At 73.5% G+C, this 1174-nt stretch carries 2 protein-coding genes; both read left to right on the forward strand.

Annotated features, from left to right (window positions below; all coding sequences use genetic code 11):
* The coding region (locus tag B9G38_RS17570; protein ID WP_086221203.1) for a tRNA (pseudouridine(54)-N(1))-methyltransferase TrmY at positions 1-432 on the forward strand (432 nt) is incomplete at its 5' end.
* 11 nt (positions 433-443) lie between these two features.
* Positions 444-869: a CHY zinc finger protein gene (locus B9G38_RS17575; protein ID WP_198945739.1), complete on the forward strand. Its 426-nt coding sequence runs from the start codon at positions 444-446 to the stop codon at positions 867-869.
* Positions 870-1174 lie beyond the last annotated feature (305 nt).

Below are 1174 nucleotides of genomic sequence, written 5' to 3' on the forward strand. Positions count from 1 at the left end.
GTCTCCTTCGACTCCGACAGCCTCCGCCACCTCCACCCCGACGAGCGCAACGTCGCCGCGCGGGTCCGCGACGCGCTCGCCGCCCGGGACGACGCGATCGGACACATGCCCGCGGACGTCTCGCCGGGCGTCGAACTCCGGCGGATGGGCCTCGACGCGACGCTCGACCGCCTCGTCGGCGAGGGCGGTCGCGGTCCGGACGGGACCCCCGTCCAGCTCCACGAGGAGGGCGACCCGCTCGTCGACGCCGAACCGCCAGCGAACCCCGTTTTCGTCCTCTCGGACCACCACGACTTCGCGCCCGAGGAGGCGGAGGCGGTCGCCGAGCGCGCCGAGCGGCGGCTCCGCGTCGGCCCCGAACTGCTCCACGCGGACCACGCGGTCACCGTGGTCCACAACTGGCTCGACACCGACGGCTACACGAGCTACTGACCGCGAGACCGATGCCCTCGTCATCCCCGTCCGACGAACCGCCGCCGGCGGACCGCGAGACGACGACCGAGCCGGACACCGATCCCCGGTTCGAGGTCCCCCTGCGCGGCGTCGCGGTCGATCCCGAGACGCGGTGCGCCCACTGGGACGACCCGGTCGACGTGGTCGCGCTTCGGTTCGGCTGCTGTGAGACCTACTACCCGTGCGACGCCTGCCACGACGCGGCCGCGGACCACGAGGCGGTCCCGTGGCCCCGCGGCCGGTTCGGCGAGCCGGCGGTGCTGTGCGGCGCCTGCCGGACGACGCTCACGGCCCGCGAATACCTCGCGGCCGACGACAATGCCTGCCCCGCGTGCGGCGCCGCGTTCAACCCCGGCTGTCGGAAGCACCGCGACCGCTACTTCGAGACCGACGGGGACGGCGCCGTCGATTTATAAGTGAAGCCGCGGTGCGGTGGCGCGCGCCTGCGAGCGGCCGGAGCGAAGCGGAGGCCGCGAGACAGCACGCGCGAGGTCGCCGGCGCGTAGCGCCGGCTGTCACCGGACTACGTCCGGTTGCCCGAGGGACCGTGTCCCTCGCTGCCAGAGGGACCTCCGGTCCCTCGCTGGAGTCGGCCGACCGAAGGGAGGCCGACGAGGCTGGGAAGGCGTGAGGTGCTGTGCGGTCGCGGTCGGGTGGCACTCAAAGGGGCAGCCGCGAGGCCGACGTAGGCGACACAAGTACTGCAAGGAGGGACCGTTAG

Source organism: Halorubrum sp. SD612, from assembly GCF_002135005.1.

What these genes read in the sequence shown, in the direction of transcription:
- B9G38_RS17575 (WP_198945739.1), top strand. Translation starts at nt 444, where the DNA reads ATGCCCTCGTCATCCCCGTCCGACGAACCGCCGCCGGCGGACCGCGAG.